The organism is Streptomyces spectabilis, from assembly GCF_008704795.1.
Taxonomy (GTDB): Bacteria; Actinomycetota; Actinomycetes; order Streptomycetales; family Streptomycetaceae; genus Streptomyces; species Streptomyces spectabilis.
On the sequence record NZ_CP023690.1, the window covers coordinates 7641979 to 7666769 of the forward strand.

A 24791-nucleotide genomic window follows, 5' to 3' on the forward strand; every position below is an offset into this window, starting at 1 on the left:
GTCTCGCCAGGTTTGCCGAAACGGCAACGGAACTGGCCAGGATCCGCAAGCCGACGCAGGCTGGCAGCGTTCACGAGGACCGGGCGAGAGGGCGGCGGAACGATGACGGCGTACGAGACCAAGACCGGCGGGCACGGCCACGACCACGGCGACGGCTCCGGCCACAGCCACGGCCACAAGCACGGCCACGGCGATCACGACATCGACTGGGCCGACATGGCCCCCGTCCTGGAGCAGAACGCGGAGGTCACGGCCCCGGTGTACCGCCAGGTCGCCACGTGGCTGCGGGAGCTGCGCCCGGCGGGCGCCGAACCGTCCCTGGTCGTCGACGCGGGCAGCGGCCCGGGCGTGGTCACCTGTCTGCTCGCGGAGGCGTTCCCCGGGGCCGAGGTGGTCGCGGCGGATCCGGAGCGGGCCCTGCTCGACCGGGCCGAGGCGCGCGCGGCCCGCCTGGGGCTCGGGGACCGGGTGCGCGCGCACCGCGCGGAACTCCCCGACGGCCTGGGCGAGCTGCCGCCCGCCGACCTGATCTGGGCGGCGCGGTCCGTGCACCACGTGGGCGACCAGGTCGCCGCGCTCACGGCGCTCGGGGAGCGGCTCGCCCCCGGCGGCGCGCTCGCGGTCCTCGAAGGCGGTCTGCCGCCGCGCAGCCTGCCGCGCGACATCGGCATGGGCCGCCCCGGCCTCCAGGCCCGCCTGGACGCGGCCAACGAGGAGTGGTTCACGCGCATGCGCGGGTCCCTGCCCGGCGCCACGGAGGTCACGGAGGACTGGGCCGCGCTCCTCGCCGCGGCGGGCCTGCGCCACGTGGCGACCCGGACGTTCCTGCTCGATCTGCCCGCGCCCCTGGACGAGCGGGCGCGGGCGCACGCCATCGCCACCTTCGAGCGCTACCGCGATCTGGCGGCCGCCGAGGGCCCCGAGGAGCTCGCGGCGGACGACGTGGCGGTCCTGGACCGGCTGCTCGACCCCGAGGACCCGCGGGGCCTGCACCGCCGCCCGGACATGTTCCTGCTCGTGGCGCACACGGTGCACGTGGCGGTGAAGGAGGGCTGACCTCCCGGCCCGGGCCCCGGCCCGGGCTACGACCGCAGCTCGTCGAGCCGGGCGAGCGCGTCGCGCACCGCCTCCCGCTCCTCCTCGCCGAGCCCCTCACGGGCGGCGTCGTCGATGTCGATCCCGGCGGCCCGCTCCAGGAGGCGCTCCGCGTGTTCGTCCTCGCCCTGCCGCTGGGCGATGTCCCCGCGCAGCACCAGCAGCCGCAGGTGCTGCGCGGGCGTGGGCCGCTCGTCCTCCAGGGCCAGGGCCCGGTCGATGACCTTGGCGGCGCCCGCCAGGTCCTCCTTGGAGTCGACGAAGAGGTCGGCGATGTGCAGCGCCCGCGCGAAGGTCTCCTTCGGCGCGGGCCGGTGGCTCTGGTCCTCACTGAGCTGCTGTCCGACGCGGATGCTGTTGCCCGCGGGGTCGGTCATCAGGAACTGCCGCACGCCGTACGACATGTCCTTCAGCGGCCCGATCCGGGGCAGCCCCCGCCTCGGCACCTTCCCGTACGCGGCCTTGAGCCCGGCCCGGAACGTCGCGTACAGCGCGTCCACGTCGTCGGTCAAGACGTAGCACCCCGAGTACGAGGCGGCGGGGTCGTACTGCTTCATGCCGAAGAACTGGAGCTCCACGGGGCCGCGTTCGACGACGGCGTACGCGTACGGGCTCTTCTGGAGGTACGTCGTCTCGAAGCCGAGGGCGGTGTAGAAGTCGACGACCGGCTGGATGGACGGGCAGGGGAGCAGAGGGATGGTTTTCTCAGCCATTCCGCCAGTCTAGTCAAACTTGAATAACCGAGGGCCGGGGATGCGTATTCGGGCGCTGCGGTGGACGTAGATTTCGCCACTTCGCCGCTCCTGACGGCCTGTTGGGGCTACGTTCTGCCGCATGAGGGAGCTGATGCGCTGGGAGTCCGACGACGGGCCCGTCGTCGTGGAGGTGGACTCGCGGGAAGCGGGGTACCGGTCCGTCTCGCGCCGGGACGAGGACGGGATCCGGGAGGTGGAGGGCCGCTTCGAGGCGGCCCTCGGCAATGTGCGCGGCGCCGCGCTCTCGGCGCTCCGCACGTTCCGGGAACGGGCGCTCGACCCGGACGGGATCGAGCTGGAGTTCGGCGTGAAGCTGAGCGCCGCGGCGGGCGCCGTCATCGCCAAGACCGCCGCCGAGGGGCATCTGACGGTCAAGCTGACGTGGTCGAAAGGGGACGCCCGAGAGGGCGCGGAAGGCGCCGTGCGGGGCGAATAATGGCGGACATGCACTGGCGTGCCCGCATCCGCGCGGTCGGCGGCGGCCCGCCGTTGGGGGCGGGCGTGCTGGTCGACGGCGAGCGGGTGATCACCTGCGCCCATGTCGTCGCCGGTCACGCCGAGGTCCGCGTGGCGCTGCCCGGAGCCGCGGACGAGGAACCGGCGCGCGTCGTGTGGACGAACGACGACTGGCACGAGCAGGGCGACCGCGGTGACGTCGCGGTGCTCGCGCTCGACCGCCCGGTGGCCGTGGCGCCCTGCGCCCTCGCGCCCCTCGGCGCACTGCGCCCGGCCCGCGGCCGCCCCGCCCACGTGCTGCGCGCCCTCGGCTTCCCCGAGGGCCACGAGCGCGACGGCACGTACGTCACGGTGACGACCAGCGCCGACCGCCAACTGCACGGCGAATGGCTGGAGCTGGACGTCGACAGGGCCCATCTGCGGCGCATCGGCGAGGGGTTCAGCGGCGCCGGGGTGTACGACCCGGTGAGCGGCGAGGTCGTCGGCATCGTCACCGACGCCGATCTGGAGGGGGAGCGCGAGGGCGCCCAGGGCCGCATGCTGCCCCTGGACACCGTCCGCCGCCACTGGGAGGCCCTGGACGACCTGCTGCCCCTCGGCTGGATGGAGCCCGCGCCGCGCCGCGAGCTGCGGGCCGTCTTCGACGGCGGCGAACTCGCTCCCGCCGCCGTGGCGTTGGCGGTGCGCCAGGCCTTCCCGACGTTCCTGCGGGAGCTGCCCGCCTTCCGGTCGCCGTGGCACGCCGTGCGGTACGTCGCCGAGGACCTGACCGGCGAGGGCCGCGTCGAACGGCTGCTGCGCGAACTGCGCGACCACGCGCCCGCCGCCGTCGCCGCCCGCATCACCGCCTGGCTCCGGCGCTGGCAGCCCGACGAGGCCGGCCACGGCCCGGCCGCGGGAGCCGTGCGCACCGGATCGCTCATGGTCAGGGTGGAGCCGATGACGAAGGCCAAGAGCCTGGACCTGACCGTGTGCGCCCTCGTCGACGGGGTCCCGGTCGGCCGGGCGGGCCCCGTCCGCGTGCGCCCCCAGCAGCTGCGGACCAAGGTCGAGGCGCTCCTCGCCGAACAGGTCGGCGCCGTCGCCGCCTTTGACTGGATCGCGGAGTTCGTCGTGCCGCAGGGGCTCATGGACGAGCCCTTCGAGGAGTGGCTGCTGCGCGAGCCGGGCGCGGCCCGGCCCCGGCCGCTGCGGGCCGTGCCCGTCGTGGTCCGCCACACGGACCGCCTCAAACCCCTCATGGTGTGCCGCTTCACCCGCGAGCGCTGGGAGACCGTACGCGCCCGGGGCGAGACCCGGCCCAAGCCCGTCGCCTGCTCCCTGACGTGGGACTACCAGGAGTTCTACGACTGGCTCGACGGCCAGGAGCAGCTGTGCGCCCTCGCGTACGCGGCCACGCCCGTGGACGCCTGGCTGTCGGCCGCGCTCGACATCGGCATGCCCATCATGCTGTGGCGGCGGCGCGACTGCGGCGGCCGCGGGCACGAGGACTGCGCGCCCGCCGCCTTCCTCGACCGGCTCACCGGGGCGGTGTCCGGACTCGACCCCGACCGGCTCCCGTACGAGGTCATGAAGTTGCGCAAGGAGGCCCGCTCCCCGGAACAGGGCGGCGACGGCCACTGCGGGCACCGCCTGACGCTGTTCTGGGACGACCCGGAGCGCAGCCCCGACCCGCCGCTGGCCATGGGGAACAAGGAGAGGGGCTGAGGTGACCGCACACCCGTCGCACGCCTGGCACGTCTACACCGGCGGCCGCACCCCGCACGACCGCGTCGACCTGCTGCCCGACCCGCCGCCCTGGCGGCGCTTCACCGGCGGCCCGCCGCTGCCCACCCCGCCCGGCGACAGCGGCAACCAGCACGCCGCAGTCAGCTACCGCCCCGGCGACGACGCCGTCCGCCAGGTCAACGCCGCCCTCTACCTGCGCAGACCGCTCCTGGTCACCGGCGCCCCCGGCACCGGCAAGTCCTCCCTCGCCTACGCCGTCGCCCATGAACTCGGGCTCGGCAAGGTCCTGCACTGGCCCATCACCAGCCGGGTCACCCTGCGCGACGGCCTGTACGCGTACGACCCGCTGACGCGCCTGTACGCCGCCGAGCGCGGCCGCGACGGCGCGGCGGGACCCGCGGCGGCCGACGACATCGGCGACTATCTGCGCCTCGGCCCGCTCGGCACCGCCCTGCTGCCCTACGCCCGCCCCCGGGTGCTGCTCATCGACGAGATCGACAAGAGCGACATCGACCTGCCGAACGACCTCCTCACCATCTTCGAGAAGGGGTCCTACGAACTCGTCGAGCTGGCCCGGCGCGCCCGGCCCACCGCCGAGGTGATGACGGCCGACAGCACCACGGACCGCGTGGAGATCCGCGACGGCACCGTCACCTGCCGCGCCTTCCCCTTCGTGGTCATGACCAGCAACGGCGAGCGCGAGTTCCCGCCCGCCTTCCTGCGCCGCTGCGTGACCGTGGACCTGAAGCAGCCCGCCACGGTCGAGGAGCTGACCGCGATCGTCGGCGAACACCTCGGCGCGGTCGTCGGCGACGGCTCGGGAGCGCTGCCCGAGGGCGCGCACGACGTGATCCGGCGCTTCTTCGACCGGCGCGGCGGCGGGCTGCTCGCCAACGACCAGCTCCTGAACGCCATCTACATGTGCCACCACGCGGCCTTCAGCGAACCGCCGGAGTCCGTACGGAAGCTGGCCGAGCAGGTCGCCCCGTACCTGAGCGACGAGGCGACCGGCGCCGATGACGCTTGACCGGCTGCGCGCCGCCCTTGAGGCCCTCGGCCCGCCGGTCACGCCCCTCGAGCTCGCGGAGATGCTCTGGCTCGCCCGCGTGCTGCCCGAGGCCTCCGGGAGCGCGGACGGCCCCCCGCCGCGCCCGGGCGGGGCAGGGCCGCCGCCGGACGCGCTCACGCCGGGCGGCGCCCGCGACCCGGAGCACCGCCCCCGGCCCCGGCGGCGGCCCGAAGGCGCCGCCGCGGAGGAGGCCGAGCCGGCCGGCGGGCGGCCCCTGCACCTGCCGCGCGGTGCCGCACGGCCCGGCACCGACGCCGACGACGTGCTCGTGCCCGCCCCGCAGGCGCTGCGCCACGAACTCGCCATCCAGCGCGCCCTGCGCCCCCTCAAGCGGCGCGTGCCGGACGCCCGCCGCCGCGTCCTGGACGAGGACGCCACCGCCGCGCGCGCCGCCGAGCGCGCCGGACGCCGCCCCTGGGCGCCCGTCCTGGTGCCCGCCGCCGAGCGCCCGCTGCGCCTTGCCCTGGTCGTCGACACCGGCTCCGCCATGGCCGTGTGGCGGCCGTTGGCGGGCGAACTGCGGGCGGCCCTGGCGCGCACGGGCGCGTTCCGCGACGTCCGCCTCTGGTACGCCGCCGACCTCGGCACCCGCGTCGGCCTGCGGTCCTCGCCCGGCCGCCCGGCCGTGCCGGCCGCCGCCGCGGTCGACCCCACGGGGCGTCAGCTGACCCTGGTCCTCAGCGACTGCTCGGGCCCCCACTGGTGGGCGGGGCGCGCGGGGCGGGCCCTGCACACCTGGGCGCGGCGCGGGCCCACCGCCGTCCTGCAGCCGCTGCCCGAACGCCTCTGGCGGCGCACCGCGGCCCCCACCGTGCCAGGGCGGGCGAGCGCGGCACGGGCCCTCGCTCCGAACGCCGCGCTCCGCTTCATCCCGCACCACGGCCGCGCCCACCGCCCCGCCGGGGCCCTGCCCGTGCCCGTCCTCGAACTCGCGCCGGAGTGGCTGGCCGACTGGGCGGCCCTGGTGGCGGCGGTGGGCGACCGCCCCCGCGACACCGCCGTCACCTACGTCGGCCCCGCCCCGCCCGCCCTCGCCGCCCCCCTCCCCGACGAGGGCGGCCTGCCGATCGCCGAGCGGGTCCTGCGCTTCCAGCTCGCCGCGTCCGGCACGGCCGCGGGGCTCGCCGCGCACGTGGCCCTGTCGGTGCCCGCGCTGCCCGTGATGCGGCTCATCCAGCAGCGCGTCACCCCCGGCTCCCGGCCGAGCGACCTCGCCGAGGTCCTGCTCAGCGGCCTCCTGGAACCCGTCGACCTGGAGCGCGGCCTCTACGACTTCGTCCCCGGTGCCCGCGCCGCCCTCATCGAGACCCTGCCGCGCCCCGAGTCCCTGGCCGTCACCGACCTCCTCACCCGCATCGGCGAGGAGATAGCGGCCCGCGCGGGCTCGGCGGCCCGCTCCTTCCCCGCGGTCGTCCCCGTCGCGGACGGCACGGGCACCAGGGGGCTGGGCGCGGCGGGGGAACCGTTCGCGCTGGTCAGCGAGGAGGCGCTGGGGGTGTTGCGGGGGCGGGCGATCCGGGTGGCGGAGCGGCCTGCGGGCGGGCCGGCCGCTTCCCCCGCACCGCGGGCCCTACCGGATGCGCGCGTCCTGACGAACCTTCCGCCACCGAGGGAGTTCGTGGGCCGGGCCGCGGAACTCCGGCACGTGGACGAGGCGCTGAGCGCCCCCGGCCCGCACGCCGACAGGCCCCGTGCGCTCGTCGTGCACGGAAAGGCCGGCGTGGGCAAGTCGGCGCTGGCCGCGCGGTGGGGCGCCGCGGCCTGCTCGTCGCTGTCCTCGGTGTGGTGGCTGACGGCCCGCTCGCCGGGCGACCTGGTCGACGGGCTCGCGGACCTGGCCCGGATCCTGTCCCCCTCCGCCACGGACGCCGTGACGAGGGAGCAGACGAGCCAGTGGGCCGTCCGTTGGCTGGCGGAGCACGACGACTGGGCGCTCGTTCTCGACGACGCGGAGAACCCGGCCGACGTCGCCGCGCTCCTGGAGCGGCTCGGCACGGGCGGCCGCGTCCTGGTCACCAGCAGGCGGGCCCATGGTTGGGAGGGTGTCGGTCCGCTCCTCGAACTGGGCACTCCGGACCCCGCGGAGGCCGTCGAACTGCTCCGCGCCCAGGCGGGTACGGACATGCTGGAGGGTGACGCGCGCAGCCTCGCCGAAGCGCTCGGAAACCTGCCGCTCGCCCTGTCGACGGCGGCCGCATACATGACACGGGAGGGGGTGTCCCCGGCCCAGTACCTGATGCGCCTCGAACGTGCTCGGGCCCGCCCGGGCGGGGGTCGGCATCTCGTCGGCGACGCCGTCCGCACGTCCCTGCGCACCGTGGACGACCCCTCGGCACGCCGCGTCATGAACGTCCTCGCCTGCCTCGCCCCCGCGCCGGTCCCGCTGGGCCTTGCGGCCGACGTCGCCGCGCTCGAAACACTGGCGGAGCTCGGCCTCGTCAGCGCCGACCACGACACGCTGCGGATGCACCCCCTGGTGCACGAGTTCCTCAACGAGCCGGACGAGAGCGACCCGTGGCGCGGCCCGGCGGCCGTGCGGGCCGCGCGACTCGAAGCCGCGGACCTCCTGGACGGCGCGCTGCCCTCGGACACCGAGGACCCCGCCACCTGGCCGCGCTGGCAGGTCCTGCTGCCGCACATCGACCACATGGCCGAGCGGATCGCGGAGCAGGACGACAGCCCGCGTTTCGTCCACGTCCTCGAGGAAGCCGCGGAGTATGTCATCGGGCAGGGGCAGGTGGAGCGCGGCATCGTCATGCTGCGGCGCGCGGTGCAGGGGAGGGAGCGCGAGGGCGGATTCCCGGCAGGCTTGCGGACGACCCGGCGGCTCGTGAGCGCGTTGCGGCGGGCGGGCCGCCTCGAGGAGGCCGTGCGCCGGTGCGAGGACGCCGCGCGCTGGCCGGTCACCCCCGACCACCCGGACGTCCTCCTGCTCCGGGTCGAACTCGTCGCGCTGAAGCACCAGTCGGGCGAGGCGGATGTGGCGTGGCAGCAGTTCACGAAGCTGTACACGTTCGCTCTCCACGCGCCCCGCAGGGCCTCCCCCGATCTGTTCGTCCCCTGCGCGGCCGTCGCGGGCCTGGCCCTGACCCTCGGGGAGCCGCGCATGGCCGTGCAGCTGTACGAGGCGACACTGGCGGCGGTCCGGCGGGAGTTGGGGGAGGACCACCCGGACACCCTGGCCGTCCGGGGCCGCCTCGCCGCCGCCCTGTACGCGGTGGGCGAGCGGGGGCGGGCCTCCCGCGAGGGCACGCAGGTCCTCGTCGACCTCACCCGCGTCTTCGGGGCGGACCACCCCCGGGTGATCAGCGCGCTCAGCGACGTCGCCCACGCCCTGGAGGGCACGGAGGACGGGTTGCCCGACGCCGTGAACGCGTACGCGGAGGCCCTGCGGCGCAGCCGCGCGGCGCGCGGCGAGGCGCACCCGGAGACACAGCGCCTGTGGGACCACCTCTTCGACGCCGAGGTGCGGGCCGGGAACCGGGCGAGCGCCGTCGAGGTGGCGGAGGAGTGGCGGTCCGCGGCGGCGGAGGCGCTGGGGGCGCACCACCGTGCCACCCTGCGCGCGTCCGCGCGCCTGGCCCGCGCGTACGGGGCGAACGGCGACTGGAGCCTGGCCGTTTCGACGTACGAGCGCACGCTGGAGCTCCAGCGCGAGACGCTCGGGGAGGACTCCCCGGAGACCTGGGAGTCGTACGACCGCCTCGCCGCGCTCTTCGCGGAGGTGGGCAACGAGGACCGGGCACTGCCCCTGTACGAGCGGGCGCTGCGCGCGCGGCGGGAGAGCCTGGGGGAGGGGCACGAGGAGACCCTGGCCGCGCTCGACCGCACGGCCGTCGCGCTCCTCGGCGCCGGACGCCACGGCAGGGCCGTCGAGTTGCTCGACCGCGCGCTGGACGTCCGCCGCCGCGTGCTCGGTGAGGCGCACACCGACGTACTCAAGACGTACAACTATCTGGGGTACGCGCACCTGGAGGCGGGGGATCCCGCGCGGGCCGTCATCACGTACGGCACCGCTCTGCGCGGATGCGCGGAGCTGTTCGGTGAGGCGGACTCCCGCACCGTGGCGATGATCAGGAACCTCGTCGAGGCGCATCTCTCCGGAGGCGGCCGCCTCGGGGCCGTCGAGGTCCTGGAACACGCGGTGGCCGCCCTCACGCCCGCACTCGGCGCGGACCACCGCGACGTCCGCGCCCTCAAGGACGAACTGGCCCGGCTGCGCCCCCGGGAGACCGGGGGCGCAGCCGGGCCCTGATTCCGCTCGCGCGCCCTACGCGACGTGGAAGTCCGCCGGGTCGGGGCCGATCCGCCGGTCCTCGTTCAGCGCGCTGATCGCCGCCATGTCCTCCGGGTCGAGCTCGAAGTCGAACACCGTGATGTTCTCCTCGATGCGGGAGGGGGTCACCGACTTGGGGATGACCACGTTGCCCAGCTGGAGGTGCCAGCGCAGGACGACCTGCGCCGGGCTGCGGCCGTGCTTCTGGGCGATCGCGACGATGGCCGGGACCTCCAGGAGCCCCTTGCCCTGGCCGAGCGGCGACCAGGCCTCGGTGGCGATGCCCTGCTCCGCGTGGTACTCGCGGGAGGCGCGCTGCTGGAGGTGCGGGTGCAGCTCGATCTGGTTCACCGCCGGGATCACCGACGTGGCGTCGATGAGGCGCTCCAGGTGCTCCGGAAGGAAGTTGGAGACGCCGATCGACTTGGCGCGGCCGTCCGCGAGGATCTTCTCGAAGGCCTTGTACGTGTCGATGTACGTGCCCTTGTCCGGCATCGGCCAGTGGATCAGATACAGATCGACGTAGTCGAGGCCGAGCTTGCCCAGGGACTCGTCGAACGCCTGGAGCGTCGAGTCGTATCCCTGCGCGCTGTTCCAGAGCTTCGTGGTGACGAAGAGCTCCTCGCGGGCGACGCCGGAGGCCGCGATGGCCTTGCCGGTGCCCGTCTCGTTCTCGTACACGGCCGCCGTGTCGATGCTGCGGTACCCGGCCTCCAGGGCCGTCGCGACCGCCCGCTCCGCCTCGTCGTCCGGCACCTGCCAGACGCCGAAGCCGAGCTGGGGCATCTCGATGCCGTTGTTCAGGATGATCGGGGGGACCTTGCTCACGGGCTCTCGATCCTTATGCGTCGATGGGTGGTACGTCCATGGTCAACGATCAGGGGCCGTGCCGCATTCCTGGCGTGGGACCCGGGCTCCGGGCGGCCCTCGGAGAATGGCCGGATATGGCTCCGACCTCATCGGTCCGAACCATTGACCGCGTCCCGTCATGCCGCGACTCTGTTGCACGTCACTGAACGCAGGCCATCCATGTGAACACCCTACGCACACCGATGGTGGTGTATCCCAGTGGCTCCTGAACCCCCACTTCTTCAGGAAGGCAGGACACGCCCATGAACACCCACGACAAGGAGACGTCGGACCTTCCCCCCGGCCCGACCGACCGCACCGCCTGGCAGACCCCCGAGTACACGGTCGTCGAGACCTCGCTCGAGGTCACCGCGTACCGCCTCGCCGACCGGTAAGCACCGGCCGTGCTGCTCCAGGTGCTCGGCACCGCGGCGGGCGGCGGGCTGCCCCAGTGGAACTGCGCGTGCCCCGGCTGTGCCGGGGCCCGTGCCCACCCCGGACGCCGCCGACGCCACGCATCGCTCGCCGTCCGCGCGGGCCCGGGCCGCTGGTACCTCGTCAACGCGACGCCCGACATCGGCGAGCAGATCGAGGAGTGCCCGGGACTGCTGCCCGGCCCCGGGGCCGACGTCCGCCGTTCGCCGCTCGCGGGCGTCCTGCTCACCGACGCGGAGCTCGACCACACCCTCGGCATCGCCCGGCTGCGGGAGGCCCGCGACGGCGTGGACGTGTGCGCCACCGCGCCGGTGCTCCGCGCCGTCCGCGAGCGACTCGGCCTCGGGGCCGTGCTCGGCCCCTACACCACGGTCCGCTGGCGCGAGCTGACCGGCGCGCGAACGCCTCTGGGCGAGGGGGCGGAGGTCACCGTCGACGCGGTGCCCGTTTCAGCCAAGCGCCCGCGCTACGCGGCCGACGCCACGGGCCCGGCCGCCGAAGGGGACGCCTGGTCCGTCGCCCTGCGCCTGCGCGACACCGGCACGGGCGCCACCGCCTTGTACGCCCCGGCGCTCGCCGCCTGGACCGACGCCTTCGAGGACGCCGCCCGCGAGGCCGACGTCGTCATTGTCGACGGCACCTTCTGGGACGACGAGGAGCCGCTGCGGTCCGGGTTCTCACGCACCACCGCCACCGGGATGGGCCATCTGCCGATCACCGGTCCGGGTGGCACCGCGCACCGGCTGGCACGCCTGCCGGGCCGCTGTCTGTACACGCATCTGAACAATACGAACCCCCTCGGGGACCCCGGCGCCGAGCAGCACAAGCACCTCGCCGACCAGGGACTCGACGTCGCGGCGGAGCGGATGGTGATCGAGCTGTGAGCACAGCCACCCTGGACGGCACGGTGTCCGGCGAGCGCGAGCCGTGGACGGCGGACGAACTCACCGAGCGGCTGCGGGCCGTCTCCGCCGAGCGCTACCACGACCGCCACCCCTTCAACGTCCGGATGCACGAGGGCGACCTCAGCCCCGGCGAACTGCGCCGCTGGATCGCCAACCGGTTCCACTACCAGCGCCACATCCCCGTCAAGGACGCCCTGATCCTGGCCAAGTTCGACGACCCGGGCCTGCGCCGCGGCTGGCTGCGGCGGATCCGCGACCACGACGGCGAGCGCCCTGGCGACGGCGGCATCGAGCGCTGGCTGCGGCTCGGCGAGGCGGCGGGACTCGGGCGCGACGAGCTGACGGACGCGTCCCGGACGCTGCCCGGGGTGCGGCTCGCCGTCGAGGGGTACGTCAACTTCTGCCGCCTGCGGCCCGCGCTCGACGCCGTGGCCGCCTCGCTCACCGAGCTGTCCGCGCCGGACCTGATGCGCACGCGGATCGCCGCCTTCGAGAAGCACTACCCGTGGATCGACACCGACGGACTCGCCTACTTCCGCGGCCGGGTGGAACAGGGCGGGCGTGACGGGCGGGAGGCCCTCGGCCTGGTCCGCGCCTGGGCGCGCACCCGCGAGCAGCAGGAGCGGGCCGTGGCCGCGCTCGCCTTCAAGTGCGACGTGCTGTGGGCGCTCCTCGACGCCGTGGACCGGGGCCCCGCCGGGGCCGGAACGAAGGAGTGAGCCGCCGTGAGTGACCTTCTGCGACTCGACTGGCGGCCCGTGCTCGCCCGCTCGGTGATGCTCCGGCACGACCGGGTGCGCGGTGTCGACCTGCTCGTCCTGCCCGAGCGGGTGGTGGTCCTCCGCGGCGCCGCCGGGAGCATCGTGGCCCTGTGCGACGGCGAGCGCGACGTGGAGGCGATCGTCGCGGAGCTCGCGCGCTGCCACCCCGGAGCCCCGGTCGCGGCCGAAGTGCCCGTGTTCCTGGAGCAGTTGCGGGACGAGGGGTGGCTGCGGTGACCGCCGCCACGCCGTCGGGGGCCCGGCCGCAGGCGCCGCCCCCGGAGCCGCCCTGGGCGCTGCTCGCCGAGCTGACGCACGGCTGCCCGCTGCGCTGCTCCTATTGCTCCAATCCGACCAAACTGGTCGGTCGGTCAGCAGAGTTGTCCGGTGCGGAGTGGGCCGACGTCTTTCTGCAGGCCGGTGACCTGGGCGTCGTCCAGACCCATCTGTCCGGCGGCGAGCCGCTGTTGCGCCGCGATCTGCCGGAGATCGTCGCCGCGGCCGACGGCGCGGGGATCCACACCCAGCTCGTCACGAGCGGCGTCGGCCTGCACGAGGCCCGGCTCGCCGCGCTCCTGGCGGCGGGCCTGCGCAGCGTGCAGCTGTCCGTGCAGCACACCGACCCGGACGCCGCCCGGCGTATCGCCGGGGCGCGGGCGTCCGGCGCCAAGGAGCGGGCGGCCCGTCTGGTCCGCGCGGCCGGACTGCCGCTCGGCCTGAACGTGGTCCTGCACCGCGCCAACCTGGACGCGCTCGACGCCCTCGTGGAACTCGGCCTGGCCTGGGGCGCGGAGCGGATCGAGCTGGCCAACACCCAGTTCTACGGCTGGGCCCTGCGCAACCGCGACGCGCTCCTTCCGCACCCCGAGCAGGTGGCCCGCGCCCGCGCCACCGTCGAGCGGTGGCGGGCCGACCTCGCCGGGCGCATGGAGCTGGTGTGGGTGGCGCCCGACTACGTCGACGCCACCGCCAAGCCGTGCATGGGCGGCTGGGGCGCGGTGTCCCTGACCGTCGCGCCCGACGGCACGGTCCTGCCCTGCCCCGCCGCCGCCGAGCTGCTCGGCGCGGCCGCCCCCAGCGTGCGGGACCGGCCGCTCGACTGGATCTGGCGGGAATCGCCCGCCTTCACGCGCTACCGGGGCGAGGCCTGGATGCCCGAGCCCTGCCGCTCCTGCGACCTGCGGACGGTCGACTTCGGCGGCTGCCGCTGCCAGGCGTACGCCCTCACGGGCGACGCCGCCCGTACGGACCCCGCCTGCTCGCGCTCGCCCGACCACGGGATCGTGCGCGCCCTCGTCGACGCCGCGCGGGAGCCCGCGCAGACCGCGGGCGGCTACGCCTACCGCGAAGGAGGATCATGAAACGTCCCGGCATATCCGTGGCGGCGTGCGCCCTCGCCCTCGCCGGGCTCGTGGGGCTCGCCCCCGCGGCCCCGGCCGCCCCCTCCACGGCCCCGGCCGCGGCTCCCGGGGCGCGGGCGGGCGCGGAGGACTGGTCCGCCGCCCTGGTCGAGTCCACGATGACCCGCCACACCCCGGCGTCCATCGGCGGCTGGTCGTACCCCGTCGGGCTCTATCTCTACGGCCAGTACCGCACGTACCTGCGCACCGGCGACGAGCGGTATCTGACGTACGTCAAGCAGTACGTCGACCGGTTCGTCGACCAGGACGGGAACACCGCGCAGAAGTACAACAGCCTCGACAGCATGCAGGCCGGGCGGCTCCTGGTGGCCCTGCACCACGAGACGGGCGAGGACCGCTACCGGATCGCCGCACGGAAGATCCGCGACCGGCTGAGGACGTACCCGCGCACGGCGGACGGCGGCTTCTGGCACGCCGACACCGCGAGCCGCGCGCACCAGCTCTGGTCGGACGGCGTGTACATGGTGACCCCGTTCCTCGTCGAGTACGGCGCGGAGTTCGACGACGAGGCGTACACCGACCGCGAGGCCGTCGAGCAGCTCACCACGTACGCCCGTCGCCTCCAGGCGGACAACGGCCTGTTCCAGCACGCCTTCGACGCGTCGCGCACCGCCGTCTGGGCCGACAAGGAGACCGGCCGCGCTCCCGAGCAGTGGTGCCGGGCCATCGGCTGGTACGCGATGGCCGCTGTCGACGTCCTCGACGCCACCCCGAAGGACCGGCCGGGCCGCGACCGGCTCGTCGGCGTCGTGCGGAAGCTCGCTGCGGGCATCGCCCGCACCCAGGACCCGGCCACCGGCCGCTGGTTCCAGGTCGTCGACAAGGGCGCCCGTGAAGGGAACTGGACCGAGACGTCCTGCTCCAGCATGTTCACCTACGCCCTCTCGCGCGCCGCCGAGAAGGGCTATGTCTCCGCGGCGTACCGCGAGGTCGCCCGGCGCGGCCACCGGGGCGTCCTGGAGCGGATCTCGCGCGGCGCCGACGGCCTGACCGACCTGACCGGCATCTCCATCGGCACGAACGTCGGCGACTACGCCTTCTACGTCGCCCGGCCCCGGCAGACCAACGACTTCCACGGTCTCGGCGCCTTCCTGCTCATGCACGAACAGCTGCGGAAACAGAGGTGAGCCGGGCATGACCCCGTCGCGAAGGACCGTCCTGGGCGCGGCACTCGGCGCCGGAGCGGGCGCGGCCGCCACCGCCGCCGGGGTGCCGTCCGCCGTGGCCGCGCCCGCCGCCGCGTGGCAGCTGCGCTGGTCGCCGTCCGCCCGTGAGGTCGGGACCCGCGCCTTCGAGACCGTGGAGGACGACCGCGCCGACTCGCACCCGGCGGCCAAGCCGCACGTCTTCGCTGACGGCGACAGCTTCCGCTTCACCCTCCACACCGTGGACCGGGACACCAGCACCGACCGCCAGCGCCAGGAGGTGACCGGCTGCCGCACCGGCGACACGTATCTGAAGTGGCACAAGGGGCAGACCTGGCGGGTCACCTACCGCATGTTCCTGCCGAGTTCGCTCATGGCGACGACGACGTTCACGCACATCATGCAGATGAAGCAGCCCGGCGCGGGCAGCGCGCCGATCGTCGTGCAGTCGCTGCGCCGCTCCGGCGGCCGACAGACCATCGAGCTGAAGGTCTTCGAGCAGGACGTCCTGGTCGGCCGCACCGACCTGGAGCCGCTGCACGACCGGTGGACCGACGTCGACTTCCGGATCACGATCGGCGACGGCTCGTCGGGCTCCGTGCGCTGGATCCTGGGGAGCGGTGGCACGACGGTCGTCGACACGACGAAGTCCGGTGTGGACACCTTCCTCGCCGACCGGGTGCGGCCCAAGTGGGGCATCTACCGCTCGCTCGGCGACACCTCCGGCTCGATCCGGGACACCTACATGCTCCTGACCGGCATGCGCGCCTACCAATTCGTCTGAGCCGCCCCCGACCCCCCTCACAGGAGGCACCCATGCACCGCAAGAGCAGGCCGACCGCCCGGAGGGTGGCCCTCGCCGCCAGTGCCGTCCTCACCGCGGGACTCCTGGCCCAGGTCCCCCCGGCGGCGGCCGCGCCGCCCGCCCCGGCCGGCGAGCCCACCGGCGTCAAGACCATCTCGAACGGCTGGACCATCCCGTGGGGCACCTCCTGGCTGCCCGACGGCTCGTCCGCGCTCGTCACCGAGCGGGACGGCTTCGGCGTCTGGTCGGTGTCGGCCGACGGCTCCGCGAAGAAGCGGGTCGGCACGGTACCCGAGGCGCAGACCACCGGCGGCGAGGGCGGCCTCATGGGCGTCGCCGTCGACCCGCAGTGGGCGACCAACCACTACGTCTACGTCATGCACACCGCGGCCGAGGGCAACCGCATCGCCCGCATGACCTACGACGGCTCCTCGCTCGGCGGCTACAAGGTCCTGGTCAAGGGCATCAAGAAGGCCAAGTACCACAACGGCGGCCGCCTCGCCTTCGGCCCCGACGGGCTGCTGTACGCCACCACCGGCGACGCGCAGGACCGCAAGCTCGCCCAGGACAAGGACTCCCTCAACGGCAAGATCCTGCGCCTGACCCGCGACGGCGAGCCCGCCCCCGGCAACCCCTTCGGCACGCTCGTCTACAGCCTGGGCCACCGCAACCCGCAGGGCATCGCCTTCGACCCGCAGGGCCGTCTGTGGGAGGCCGAGCTGGGCGACGCCACCAGGGACGAGCTGAACCTCATCAAGCCCGGCAGGAACTACGGCTGGCCCACCTGCGAGGGCAACTGCAACGTGTCCGGGATGACCAACCCCAAGAAGACCTGGGGCGTCGCCGAGGCCTCACCGAGCGGCGTCGCCGTCGTCGACGGGGCCGTCTACATGGCGGCCCTCAAAGGCGAACGCCTGTGGCGCGTCCCCATCAACGCCGACAGCGAGAACGTCGGCTCCGCCAAGGCGTTCTACGTCGGCCAGTACGGCCGCCTGCGCGCGGTGACGACCGTGCCCGGCGCGAAGGCGCTGTGGCTGTCCACGACCAACGCCGACAACAACGGCGGTCAGCCCGACGGCGCGGACAAGATCTTCCGCGTCTCCATCGGCTGACCCGGGCGGCGCGGCCCGCCCTCAGGGGTAGAGGGCCGCGACCTCGTCCGCGTACGCCTGCTCGATGGCCTTGCGCTTGAGCTTGAGCGAGGGCGTGAGCAGGCCGTGCTCCTCGGTGAACTGGTGCGCCAGGATCCGGAACGTACGGATCGACTCGGCCTGCGAGACCAGGGTGTTGGCGGCGACCACCGCGCGCCGCACCTCGGTCTCCAGGTCCGGGTCGCGCACCAGGTCGGCGGGGGTGGGACGGGGCTTGTCGCGCATGGCGAGCCAGTGGTCGACGGCCTCCGCGTCGAGCGTGACGAGCGCCGCGACGTAGGGGCGGTCGTTGCCGACGACGAGGCACTGCGCGACCAGCGGATGGTCCCGCACCCGCTCCTCCAGCTGGGCGGGGGAGACGCTCTTGCCGCCGGAGGTCACCAGGATCTCCTTCTTGCGGCCGGTGATCGTGAGGTAGCCGTCCTCGTCGAGGGCGCCCAGGTCGCCGGTCGCGAGCCAGCCGTCGTGCAGGGCCGCGTCGGTGGCCTTCGGGTCGTTGAGATAGCCCTGGAAGACGTGCGGGCCGCTCAGCCACACCTCCCCGTCGTCCGCGATGTGCACGGTGGTGCCGGGCACGGCCTGGCCGACGGTGCCGTAGCGGGTGCGCTCGGGCGGGTTGGCGGTCGCGGCGGCCGACGACTCGGTGAGGCCGTAGCCCTCGAAGACGGTGACGCCCGCGCCCGCGAAGAACAGGCCGAGGCGCCGGTCCATGCCGGAGCCGCCGGACATCGCGTGCCGCACCCGGCCGCCCATCGTCTCGCGCACCTTGGCGTACACCAGCTTGTCGAAGAGCTGGTGCTGCATCCGCAGGGCCGTCGAGGGGCCGGGCCCGGTGCCGAAGGCCTTGGCCTCCATCGCGTCGGCGTACTTCACCGCCACCTCCACGGCCTTGTCGAACGGGCCCGTCCTGCCCTCCCGTTCGGCCTTGCGCCGGGCCGCGTTGAAGACCTTCTCGAAGATGTACGGCACGGCGAGGAAGAAGGTGGGCCGGAACGCGGCCAGGTCCGGGAGCAGCTCCGCCGCGCTCAGGCTCGGCTGGTGCCCGAGCTTGACCCGGCCGCGCACCGCGGCCACCTGCACCATGCGGCCGAAGACGTGCGCGAGCGGCAGGAAGAGCAGCGTCGAGGCCTCGTCGCCGCGCTTGGAGTGGAACACCGGCTCCCAGCGCCGGATGACCGTGTCCACCTCGAACATGAAGTTCGCGTGGGTGAGCACACAGCCCTTGGGGCGGCCCGTGGTGCCGGAGGTGTAGATCACGGTGGCGACGGAGTCGGGCGTGACCGCGCGGCGGTGGCGGTGCACCACCTCGTCGTCCAGGTCGCGGCCCGCCTCGCCGAGCTCGCGCACCGCGTCCTCGTCGAGCTGCCACAGACAGCGCAGGAGCGGAAGCCGGTCCACGACCGAGCCGATCGTCATCGCGTGGTCCTCGTGCTCGACCATGGCCGCCGTGACCTCCGCGTCGTGCAGCATCCAGAAGACCTGCTCGGCCGACGACGTCGGGTAGACGGGGACGACCTGGGCGCCCACGGTCCACAGGGCGAAGTCGAACAGCGTCCACTCGTAGCGGGTGCGGCACATGATGGCGACCCGGTCGCCGAAGCGCACGCCCCGGGCGAGCAGCCCCTTGGCGAGCGCGAGGACCTCGTCGCGGAACTCCGCCGAGGTCACGTCCCGCCAGGTGCCGTCGGCGCCCTTGCGCCCGAGCACGACGCGGACCGGATCCTCCAGGGCATGGTCGAAGACGGCGTCGGCAAGGCCGCCCACCCTCGGAGCCGACGCCAGGGGAGGGTTCGTGAACTCGCGCAATGGTGCTCCTTGTGGCGCTCCGCACAGCGCCGGTGACGGTACCCCACCCCTCTCCCTTCCGGGAGAGGGGTGGGGAACGGGCCGATGGGCACGATCGTCACAGGTCAGCTGGTGAAATGCGGCCACAAGGGGAAGGGCCGGACAGTTTCCTGACGGATGAGTAAGTTTCGGTGGCGTAATCTCCACCGAATCTGTACGCGGAGGTTACGCCTGGAGCTGCTTCTCGGGCCTGCCCCCGGCGGTCCGTTCGGACGCCGCGGGCCGCCGACCCGCGTCGGCCGACCGCTTGGTCCGGACCATTACGAGGACGGCGACGCCCGCCACGAGGCCGGTGACGCCCGCCGTGAGCGAGGCGCCGTTGAGCCCGGCCGCGAACGCCTCGCGCACACTGTGCTCCGAGACCGCGCCCCGCACGGCCGCCGCCCCGCCGCCCGCCACCGTGTGCGCGGCGTCGTGGCCGAGCGTGTCCTGCATCCGGGAGGTCAGGATCGTGCCGAAGACGGCGACGCCGAGGGCGTAGCCGAGCTGCCGGAAGGTGTTCACCGCGCCGCCCGCCATGCCCGCGTCGCGCGGCTCCACCGCGGCGAGCGCGGCGCCCGCGAGCCCCGGCGAGACCAGACCGGTGCCGACGCCCGCCAGGACCAGGCCCGGCACGAGCGCGCCCCAGGACGAGCCCGCGTCGAGCACCGCCATCGCGAGGCCGCCCGCGCCGATCAGCAGCAGGCCGACGCCGATGACGTACCGGCCGGGCACCCCGTGCAGGAGCCGCCCGCCGACCGCCGCCACCACGAACGACGTGGCCGAGAGCGGCACCAGGACGAGGCTGCCGTGCACCGGGCTCATGCCGAGCACCGTCTGGAGCCAGATCGAGAGGTAGGGGATCACGCCGAACGCGGCCGCGTTGTAGCCGATCGCGCCGATCAGGACGCCCGTGAACGCGGGCTTGCGCAGCAGCCGCAGATCGAGCAGCGGATGGGTGGCGCGGCGCTCCACCGCGACGAAGGCGAGCAGCGCGAGCGCCGCCACCGCGAGCGTCACGCCGGTGCGCGCCGAGGTCCAGCCGACCGTCGACGCCCGCACCACGCCGAACGTGAGCGCGCCCGCGAACAGCACGAACGTCGCCGTGCCCGCCCAGTCCACGCGCCGCTCCGCGCGCCCGCGCGACGGCGGCACCGCGCGCAGCGTCAGCCAGACCGCGGCCACGCTCACGGGCAGATTGACGAAGAAGATCCAGCGCCAGCCGGGCCCCTCGGTGAGCAGCCCGCCGGCGATCGGCCCGAGCGCGGCGGCGGCGCCGCTCACCGCGCCCCACACCCCGAGCGCCACCGAGCGCTCCTTGCCCTGATAGGCGGCGCCGAGCAGCGGCAGGGTCGTGGCGAACATCGCGGCGGCCCCGAGCCCCTGCACGGCGCGCGCCGCCACGAGCAGCTCCGCGTCTCCCGCGAGCCCGCAGCCGAGCGAGGCGAGCGCGAAGACGACGGTGCCCGCGAGCTGCACGCGCCGGTGGCCGATCACGTCGGCGGCGGCGCCCACGCCGAGCAGCAGCGCGGCGAGCGCGAGCGCGTAGCCGTCGATGACCCACTGCAGATCGCTGAGCGAGGCGTCCAGGGCCCGCGCCATGTCGGGCAGGGCGACGACCACGATCGTCACGTCGAGCAGCAGCATGAACGTGCCCAGGCACACCGCGGTCAGCGGCCCCCATGAGCGCATGGTGTTTCTCCCGTTGTCCGGTCCGTACGCCACCGGGTGGTGGCTCCGTTGTCGTACGATCCGTGGAGGCCGGACGATCGTGACGCCGATGGCGGCGAGGCGGCGGAATCCGACATCTCAGGGGTGCTCATCGATGGAATCCTCCATGCTCGACGATCTGGACCGGAAGCTGCTCCAGGCCCTGGAGACCGACGGGCGCGCGCCGTTCAGCAAGATCGCGGCGGTGCTCGGCGTCTCGGACCAGACGATCGCGCGGCGCTTCCGCCGGCTCACCGCCGAGGGCGGGCTCCGGGTCGTGGTGCTGCGCAACGCCGAGCGGCTCGGCCAGGACCACTGGATGCTCCGGCTGCGCTGCGCGCCGGACGGCGCCCAGACCATCGCGCAGGCGCTCGCCCGCCGCCCCGACACGTTCTGGGTGGGCCTGGCCTCCGGCGGCACCGAGGTCCTCTGCATGACCAAGCCCCGTACCCCCGGGGACCACGACCTGCTGCTCGGCAAGCTGCCGCGCACCCCGCACATCGTGGACATCCGCGCCCACCAGCTCCTCCACACCTTCTTCGGCGGGCCCCGCGGCTGGCTCGCCAAGCTCGCCCCGCTGAGCGCCGAGCAGCTCGCGGCGCTGACGCCGAAGCTGCCCGCGCCACCCGCGGGACCGGCACGGATCGCGCCGGAGGACGAACCCCTGGTCGCCGCGCTCGAAGCGGACGGCCGCGCCGGCTACCCCGAACTCCAGCGCGCCACCGGCCTCTCGGAGTCCACGGTCAAACGCCGCCTGGCCGCGCTCCTGGAGTCCCGGGCGATCTACGTCGACATCGAGTACAGCGCCGAGGACCTCGGCTACCGCTGCGGCGCCACCCTGTGGATCACGACGGCCCCCGCCGCCCTGGCCTCCGTCGGCCAGGCCCTGGCCGAGCACGACGAGATCGCCTACGTCGCCGCGACGGCGGGCCCCTCCAACCTCGTGGCGACGGTCGTCACCCAGGACACGGCGGGCCTGTACGCCTACCTCAGCGGGGCGATCGGCAGCCTGGAGGGCGTACGGCACGTGGAGACGACGCCGTATCTGCGCCGCGTGAAGCAACTCACGTACCAACCCACGCGCTAGGGCCGGTCCCGCGCGGGCAGACCCTAGGCGCGGCCGCGCTGCAAGCGGTCGCCGCCCGCCAGGATCGCGGCCGCGAGCGCGTCCGCCGCCGCGTGGGCGCCCGGTGAGGCGAGGCGCCGCTCGCCGTGGCGCAGGACGAAGTCCACCGCGCCGAGCTCCGGCAGGCCGAGCCGCTCGGAGACCCGGACCAGGCCGGGCGGGATCAGGCCGCGCGAGTGCGCCATCACGCCGAGCCCGGCGCGCGCCGCGGCCACCAGGCCGTTCAGGCTGCCGCTGGTGCAGGCGATCCGCCAGGGACGGCCGCTCAGCTCCAGGGCCCGCAGGGCGAGGGCGCGGGTGATGCCCGGCGGCGGGTACACGATGAGCGGCACCGGGCGCCCCGGGTCGAGCCGCAGCCGCGGCGCCCCGATCCACACCAGGCCGTCGTGCCAGACCAGTTCGCCCCGCGGGTCCTCCGGGCGGCGCTTGGCCAGGACGAGGTCGAGCTTGCCCGCGTCCAGGCGCTCGTGCAGCGTGCCGGACAGCTCGACCGTCAGCTCCAGGTCGACCTCCGGGTGGCCGCGCCGGAAGGACTCCAGGATGTCGGTGAGACGGGTCAGGACGAAGTCCTCGGACGCGCCGAAGCGCAGCCGCCCGCCGAGCCGGGCGCCGGTGAAGTGCGCCGTGGCCTGCTCGTGCACCTCCAGGATGCGGCGCGCGAAGCCGAGCATCGCCTCGCCGTCCTCGGTCAGCTCCACGCCGTGCGTGTCCCGGGCGAACAGGGCCCGCCCGGTCGCGTCCTCCAGGCGCCGCACGTGCTGGCTGACCGTCGACTGGCGCAGGCCGAGACGGCGCGCGGCCTGCGTGAAGCTCAACGTCTGGGCGACCGCGAGGAACGTGCGCAGCTGTGCGGGGTCGTACATCGCTCCAGGCTAGCGCGGGTTATCACGATTCGTGATGACAGTCAGAGCGGTGTGCGGGATTCCCGATCGCGTCGAACAGGAGGAACATGGAGAGGGCACGTACCGGGCCCGGCCCGTGGGCGGGCCCGAAGAACCGAGACCCCGAGAGCACGGAGCCCTGTGAAACGCCCGTCCTGGCCGTCGTGGATGCCGGTCGACCCCTTCATCGCGGTGCTGATCGCCACCGTCGGCCTCGCCGCGCTCCTGCCCGCCCGGGACACCGCGGCCGACGTGGCGTCCGGGGCCTCCACCACGGCCGTCGCGCTGCTGTTCTTCCTCTACGGCGCCCGCCTCTCGACCCGGGAGGCCCTGGACGGACTGCGGCACTGGCGGCTGCACCTCACCGTGCTGCTCTGCACCTTCCTGGTGTTCCCGCTGCTCGGCCTCGCCGCCAAGGGGCTCGTGCCGCACGTCCTGACGCCCGCGCTGTACAGCGGCTTCCTGTTCCTCACCCTCGTGCCGTCGACGATCCAGTCGTCGATCGCCTTCACCTCGCTCGCGCGCGGCAACGTCCCGGCGGCGATCTGCGCGGGCACGTTCTCCTCGCTCGCCGGAGTGGTGCTCACCCCGCTGCTCGTGGCCTGGCTGCTCGCCGACACCGGCGGCGGCTTCTCCGCCGACGCGTTCCTGAAGATCGTGCTCCAGCTGCTCGTGCCGTTCCTCGCGGGACAGGTGCTGCGGCGCTGGATCGGCGGCTTCGTCGCGCGGCACAAGAAAGTCCTGAGCCTCGTCGACCGGTGCTCGATCCTGCTCGTCGTCTACACCGCGTTCAGCCAGGGCATGGTGCGCGGCATCTGGAGCCAGGTCACCCCCGCCCGGCTCGCCGCGCTGCTCGGCGTGGAGGCGGTGCTGCTCGCGCTGATGCTCAGCCTGACCTGGTACGGCGCGAAGCGGCTCGGCTTCGGCCGCGCCGACCGGGTCGCGATCCAGTTCGCCGGGTCGAAGAAGTCGCTGGCGGCCGGGCTGCCCATGGCGAGCGTCCTGTTCGGCCCGCAGGCCTCGCTCGCGGTCCTGCCCCTGATGCTCTTCCACCAGATGCAGCTGATGGTGTGCGCGGTGATCGCCAAGCGCCGCTCCCACGACCCGGAGGAGTTCACTCCGGTCGGGACAGGCGCAGCGTCACGAACCGCGGCCGGTACAGCTCCACGTTCCGGTTGACCTTGGCCTGCCCGCCCGCCGTGGCCGTGGCGTCCGGCGCGTTCACGTCGTAGCTCAGCACGAGGCGGCCGCCGCCGCTCAGGGCGGGGTGCGCCTGCGGGTTGTACGCGGCCGCGTCCTCGGGCAGCGGCGGCGCGAAGTCCTTGCCGGGGCCGTGCCAGGGCCCGCTCGGCGAGCAGGCCCAGTACGACGTGACGGTGGTCAGGCCCCGCGCGCCCGCCGCCATCGTGAACAGCACGTACGTGCCGCCGTCCCGGACCACGGTGAAGGCGCTGCCGACCCCCTTCTCGCCGTTGTCGCCGAGGACCGAGCGCGGCTTCGCGCCCGCCCGCGACCAGGTGGCGCCGTCCCAGTAGCGCCAGGCCGCGGGGTCGCCCAGGGCGCCGTGCGGGACGCGGGCGACATAGGCGTGCGAGGAGGGGCGCGAGGCGGTCTGCGCGTCGTTCCCGCCGAAGACGTAGGTGTGGTCGCCGTCGTCGACCGTCGTGGTGCCGTACAGGACGCGCTTCTCGGGGTCGGCGACGCCGCGCTGGTCGGAGATCTGGGTGATGCCTTCGAGGGCGAGGTCCGGCAGGGTGAGCGTGGCGACCTCGGTGGCGGCTGGCACCCCGAAGATCCACGGCTTGGGGCCCGCGGCGCGGGTCCACAGCAGGACGCGCACCACCTCCTCGTCGCCGCCCGGCACGCGCGGCTCGACCTTCGCGGCGACCGGCCAGCGCCACTGCCCCGGCCCGGGGTCGTGGAACAGGGGAGTGGGCAGCGTCCGCTCGATCCCGCCCGAGCGGGACATCACCACGCCGGAGTTGCGCACCATCGGGGCGGTGCCGTCACGCCACTTGTGCGGCTGCCCCTGAAGGTTCGGCGGCTTGTGCACGCGGCCGAGGAAGGTGTCGGAGAACAGCCACAGGACGCGCCCGTCGGGCAGCTTCACCGAGTGGGTGCCGTCGCCGCCGCTCCAGTCGTCGTCGCGCGCCGCGTCGTCGCCGTACGCGGCGAACGCGTTCGTGGGGCCGGTCGCGGGCCGCCAGGAGTCCACGCCGCGGGCCGTGCACGCCGCCGGGCCCTTCCGGTCGTCCTCGTCGTCCGGAAGGGCCGTCAGGAGCACGGCCGCGCAGGCGAGCACCAGCAGCAGGGCGACCCACAGCACGGGTGAACCGGGGCCGCCCCGCTGCCGGTTCGCCGCCGTCGGACCGGTGAGCGGGCGTGTGGCTTGGGACACG

The 24791-nt window shown here is 74.4% G+C and carries 21 protein-coding genes; 15 read left to right on the top strand and 6 right to left on the bottom strand.

The genetic code is table 11. From position 1 onward, the window contains the following. Positions 1-102: 102 nt before the first annotated feature. Complete coding sequence (locus tag CP982_RS33330) at positions 103-1056, top strand: class I SAM-dependent methyltransferase (RefSeq protein WP_150513851.1); 954 nt, start codon at positions 103-105, stop codon at positions 1054-1056. 26 nt (positions 1057-1082) lie between these two features. Here the strand turns inward: CP982_RS33330 and CP982_RS33335 are convergent, their stop codons facing one another. Beyond that, positions 1083-1808 (bottom strand): bleomycin resistance protein, encoded by a 726-nt coding sequence (locus CP982_RS33335; protein WP_150513852.1) that lies wholly within the window; start codon positions 1806-1808, stop codon positions 1083-1085. Between the two features lie 121 nt (positions 1809-1929). Between CP982_RS33335 and CP982_RS33340 the strand changes: the two genes are divergently transcribed. From CP982_RS33340 to CP982_RS33355, 4 genes are read left to right on the top strand one after another with little or no spacing between them, the layout of a single operon-like run. Continuing rightward, positions 1930-2286, top strand: coding sequence for a CU044_2847 family protein (locus CP982_RS33340; RefSeq protein ID WP_150513853.1), 357 nt, complete (start codon positions 1930-1932; stop codon positions 2284-2286). An 8-nt stretch (positions 2287-2294) separates the two neighbouring features. Beyond that, positions 2295-4013: a VMAP-C domain-containing protein gene (locus tag CP982_RS33345; protein WP_170316537.1), complete on the top strand. Its 1719-nt coding sequence runs from the start codon at positions 2295-2297 to the stop codon at positions 4011-4013. Between the two features lies 1 nt (position 4014). Next, a complete protein-coding gene (locus CP982_RS33350; RefSeq protein WP_150513855.1) occupies positions 4015-5061 on the top strand; it encodes an AAA family ATPase in 1047 nt (348 codons plus the stop codon). Next, positions 5051-9358: a tetratricopeptide repeat protein gene (locus CP982_RS33355; RefSeq protein ID WP_150513856.1), complete on the top strand. Its 4308-nt coding sequence runs from the start codon at positions 5051-5053 to the stop codon at positions 9356-9358. The genes CP982_RS33350 and CP982_RS33355 overlap by 11 nt, the downstream gene beginning before the upstream one ends. A gap of 15 nt (positions 9359-9373) precedes the next feature. On the opposite strand, the gene CP982_RS33360 is transcribed toward CP982_RS33355, so the two are convergent. After that, positions 9374-10165 (bottom strand): aldo/keto reductase, encoded by a 792-nt coding sequence (locus tag CP982_RS33360; RefSeq protein ID WP_150515845.1) that lies wholly within the window; start codon positions 10163-10165, stop codon positions 9374-9376. 326 nt (positions 10166-10491) lie between these two features. Between CP982_RS33360 and pqqA the strand changes: the two genes are divergently transcribed. The 8 genes from pqqA to CP982_RS33400 are packed head-to-tail and all read left to right on the top strand — an operon-like array spanning position 10492 to position 16812. Beyond that, positions 10492-10623: a pyrroloquinoline quinone precursor peptide PqqA gene (gene pqqA / locus CP982_RS33365; protein WP_150513857.1), complete on the top strand. Its 132-nt coding sequence runs from the start codon at positions 10492-10494 to the stop codon at positions 10621-10623. Between the two features lie 9 nt (positions 10624-10632). Continuing rightward, positions 10633-11547 (top strand): pyrroloquinoline quinone biosynthesis protein PqqB, encoded by a 915-nt coding sequence (gene pqqB, locus CP982_RS33370; protein ID WP_150513858.1) that lies wholly within the window; start codon positions 10633-10635, stop codon positions 11545-11547. A gap of 11 nt (positions 11548-11558) precedes the next feature. Continuing rightward, positions 11559-12287 carry a pyrroloquinoline-quinone synthase PqqC gene (gene pqqC / locus CP982_RS33375; protein WP_150515846.1) on the top strand — a complete coding sequence of 243 codons (729 nt, stop codon included), beginning with the start codon at positions 11559-11561 and terminating at the stop codon, positions 12285-12287. Between the two features lie 57 nt (positions 12288-12344). After that, entirely contained in the window at positions 12345-12566 is a 222-nt protein-coding gene (gene pqqD, locus CP982_RS33380; RefSeq protein WP_150515847.1) for a pyrroloquinoline quinone biosynthesis peptide chaperone PqqD, read from the top strand. Then, a complete protein-coding gene (gene pqqE / locus CP982_RS33385) occupies positions 12563-13690 on the top strand; it encodes a pyrroloquinoline quinone biosynthesis protein PqqE (RefSeq protein WP_150513859.1) in 1128 nt (375 codons plus the stop codon). The genes pqqD and pqqE overlap by 4 nt, the downstream gene beginning before the upstream one ends. Further along, a complete protein-coding gene (locus CP982_RS33390; protein WP_150513860.1) occupies positions 13687-14877 on the top strand; it encodes a glycoside hydrolase family 88/105 protein in 1191 nt (396 codons plus the stop codon). Before pqqE ends, CP982_RS33390 begins: the two co-directional genes overlap by 4 nt. Positions 14878-14884: 7 nt before the next feature. Beyond that, positions 14885-15679 carry a polysaccharide lyase family protein gene (locus CP982_RS33395; protein WP_150513861.1) on the top strand — a complete coding sequence of 265 codons (795 nt, stop codon included), beginning with the start codon at positions 14885-14887 and terminating at the stop codon, positions 15677-15679. A gap of 32 nt (positions 15680-15711) precedes the next feature. Next, on the top strand, positions 15712-16812 hold the full coding sequence (locus tag CP982_RS33400; RefSeq protein ID WP_150513862.1) for a PQQ-dependent sugar dehydrogenase: 1101 nt from the start codon (positions 15712-15714) through the stop codon (positions 16810-16812). Positions 16813-16833: 21 nt separating this feature from the next. Here CP982_RS33400 and CP982_RS33405 read toward each other — a convergent pair whose 3' ends face one another. Together CP982_RS33405 and CP982_RS33410 are read right to left on the bottom strand one after the other, a co-directional pair. Next, positions 16834-18657 (bottom strand): AMP-dependent synthetase/ligase, encoded by a 1824-nt coding sequence (locus CP982_RS33405; protein WP_150513863.1) that lies wholly within the window; start codon positions 18655-18657, stop codon positions 16834-16836. Between the two features lie 204 nt (positions 18658-18861). Beyond that, complete coding sequence (locus tag CP982_RS33410; RefSeq protein ID WP_150513864.1) at positions 18862-20367, bottom strand: MFS transporter; 1506 nt, start codon at positions 20365-20367, stop codon at positions 18862-18864. A 145-nt stretch (positions 20368-20512) separates the two neighbouring features. On the opposite strand from CP982_RS33410, the gene CP982_RS33415 reads away from it, so the two are divergent. After that, positions 20513-21472 (top strand): Lrp/AsnC family transcriptional regulator, encoded by a 960-nt coding sequence (locus CP982_RS33415; protein WP_229878606.1) that lies wholly within the window; start codon positions 20513-20515, stop codon positions 21470-21472. A 23-nt stretch (positions 21473-21495) separates the two neighbouring features. On the opposite strand, the gene CP982_RS33420 is transcribed toward CP982_RS33415, so the two are convergent. Then, a complete protein-coding gene (locus tag CP982_RS33420; protein ID WP_150513866.1) occupies positions 21496-22374 on the bottom strand; it encodes a LysR substrate-binding domain-containing protein in 879 nt (292 codons plus the stop codon). 159 nt (positions 22375-22533) lie between these two features. Between CP982_RS33420 and CP982_RS33425 the strand changes: the two genes are divergently transcribed. Beyond that, positions 22534-23571 carry a bile acid:sodium symporter family protein gene (locus CP982_RS33425; protein WP_150513867.1) on the top strand — a complete coding sequence of 346 codons (1038 nt, stop codon included), beginning with the start codon at positions 22534-22536 and terminating at the stop codon, positions 23569-23571. On the opposite strand, the gene CP982_RS33430 is transcribed toward CP982_RS33425, so the two are convergent. Then, on the bottom strand, positions 23507-24790 hold the full coding sequence (locus CP982_RS33430) for a DUF4185 domain-containing protein (protein ID WP_372503463.1): 1284 nt from the start codon (positions 24788-24790) through the stop codon (positions 23507-23509). The genes CP982_RS33425 and CP982_RS33430 overlap by 65 nt on opposite strands. Between the last annotated feature and the right edge of the window lies 1 nt (position 24791).